We start from the raw sequence: 2,417 nt of genomic DNA, 5'->3' as shown, positions 1-2,417 counted from the left end.
TCCAATACCAATGAGTAACGCTAGGAGAAATAGCCAAAGAATAGATTGGAACCATGATATCCCCTGAAGTACCACAGGTAGAAAAGAAAGAAAAAATTGAACCAGAATAACGCCCCCATTCCTTTCTTATAACAAATAAATTTACAATATCTTTACTTATTGTACTAAAAAATAAGAAAACTAGGTTGCTCATTTTTAATATATACGGCATAAACTTGTATAAGTATTATAATTGTCAAAAAATTTTCATATTCACATGAACGAAACATGTATAGACTACTTATCTATAAAAAAAAGGCCGAAGCAACGTTACTTGCCCCTGCCCTTTCATCTATTTCGTTTTACATCACGTGCTTAGTTGCGTGAATAAGTGCTTCAATTTCCTCGTATTTTCCTTGTTCTAGTAGCTCAATAACCCGGCTTCCGATAACAACGCCATCAGTTACGTCATCCATTAATTTAATTTGATCCGGTGTTGAAATCCCAAATCCAGCAAGGACAGGAAGAGAACTAAGTTCCTTCACTTGTTTTAAATACGTAAATAAACTTTCTTGAAATTCTCTTCGCGCCCCTGTTACCCCTGTAACGGTTACGGCATAAATAAATCCTTGCCCTTCTTTCACAATCTTTGTAATTCTTTCAAGCGGGCTCGTTAATGTTACGAGTGGGATAAGGGCAAGCTTACCACGCATCGCTTCCGTTAAAATTCCTTTTTCCTCATAGGGAAGATCGGGTACAATCAGTCCGTCCACACCAGCTTCTTGGCATTTCGCCATAAAGCGTTCAATACCATATGCAAAAATCGGATTCATATAGGTCATAAGTACGAAGGGCAACGTTACATTTGGCCGTACTTCTTGCAATGCTTGGAAAATTCCATCCAGCGTTGTTCCTCCGTCTAATGCTCGTTTCCCTGCACGTTGTATCGTTGGACCGTCTGCAACCGGGTCAGAAAAAGGGATACCAATTTCAACAAGTGTAGCTCCCGCTTTATCTAGAAAAGTAATATTCTCTTGTAGCTTAGCGAGCCCGCCGTCTCCTGCCATAATATAGGGCACGAATGCTTTGTCGCCGCGGTCCTTTATGTTTAAAAATGCTCGTTCTATGTTTTTTTCTCCCATGATTATTCCCCTCCTAAGTATGCTTTTACGCTTTCAACATCTTTATCACCGCGGCCTGAAAGACAAATAACAAGTCCTTCATCCTTTTTCATCGTCGGTGCGAGCTTCATTGCATAAGCAATCGCATGCGAACTTTCAAGTGCTGGAATAATTCCTTCCTTTTGAGAGAGAAATACGAGCGCATCAATTGCTTCCTTGTCTGTAACTGAATAGTATTCCACACGCTTGATATCCTTAAGCAGACTATGCTCCGGTCCTACGCCAGGATAATCTAAACCAGCTGAGATCGAATACGGCTCTTGCACTTGTCCGTCCTGATCATGAAGTAAGTACATCATACTGCCATGCAAAATCCCAACGGACCCTTTCGTAATGGTAGCTGCATGTTGTTCTGTATCCACGCCAAGTCCCGCTGCTTCTACGCCATATAGCTTCACGTCTTCATCTTGGATGAACGGATAGAACATACCCATTGCATTGCTACCACCACCTACGCACGCAACAATAGCATCCGGTAATTTGCCTTCTACCGCCGTATATTGTTCCTTCGTTTCATTACCGATGACACTTTGAAAATCGCGTACAATTTGCGGGAATGGATGTGGTCCAAGTACTGAACCCATAATATAATGCGTATCTTGCACATGCGTAACCCAGTAGCGAAGCGCTTCGTTTACAGCATCTTTAAGCGTTCCGTTCCCTGAAGACACACTCTCTACTTTCGCACCAAGGAGTTCCATACGAAATACATTTAGACGTTGGCGGCGAATATCTTCCTCACCCATGAAAATGACACACTCAAGACCGAGTAAGGCACAAACGGTTGCCGTAGCAACGCCGTGCTGACCTGCACCTGTTTCTGCTACAATTTTCTTTTTCCCCATTCGTACTGCAAGCAAGGCTTGTCCGATTGTATTATTAATTTTGTGTGCTCCTGTATGATTTAGGTCTTCCCGCTTTAAATAAATCTTCGCTCCGCCAAGAAGCTTCGTCATGTTTTCTGCGAAATAAAGGGGGGTTTTTCGTCCAACATATTGTTCTAAATAATAGTTCACTTTTTTAAGGAATTCTTCATCTTGCATCGCTTCCTTATAAGCTGCCTCCAGTTCCAATACTGACTGCATAAGCGTTTCGGGAACATATCGTCCGCCGTACTGACCGTAATGACCTAATTCATCGGGATAATTATAAGTAATCATATTAGCACTCCTTCACTTTTTGAATAAATTGTCGTATCTTTTCTATGTCCTTTATTCCGTTGATTTCTAAACTGCTGCTTGCATCGACCATAAAAGG

4 protein-coding genes are annotated in these 2,417 nt (G+C 41.5%); all 4 read right to left on the bottom strand.

The genetic code is table 11. The annotated features are described in order from the left end of the window. A partial coding sequence (locus tag AC11ZT_RS04390; RefSeq protein ID WP_484058435.1) for a hypothetical protein occupies nucleotides 1–193 on the bottom strand: 193 nt, incomplete at its 3' end. A gap of 148 nt (nucleotides 194–341) precedes the next feature. Continuing rightward, nucleotides 342–1,121, bottom strand: a complete 780-nt coding sequence (trpA, locus tag AC11ZT_RS04385) for a tryptophan synthase subunit alpha (RefSeq protein WP_484058434.1) — start codon at nucleotides 1,119–1,121, stop codon at nucleotides 342–344. 2 nt (nucleotides 1,122–1,123) lie between these two features. Then, nucleotides 1,124–2,317 (bottom strand): tryptophan synthase subunit beta, encoded by a 1,194-nt coding sequence (trpB, locus tag AC11ZT_RS04380; protein WP_484058437.1) that lies wholly within the window; start codon nucleotides 2,315–2,317, stop codon nucleotides 1,124–1,126. A 4-nt stretch (nucleotides 2,318–2,321) separates the two neighbouring features. Continuing rightward, the coding region (gene trpF / locus AC11ZT_RS04375; protein WP_484058436.1) for a phosphoribosylanthranilate isomerase at nucleotides 2,322–2,417 on the bottom strand (96 nt) is incomplete at its 5' end.

The organism is Ectobacillus sp. (assembly GCF_056992975.1).
Note: the sequence above shows the minus strand (reverse complement) of the source record. Positions and strands in the feature narration are given on the sequence as shown.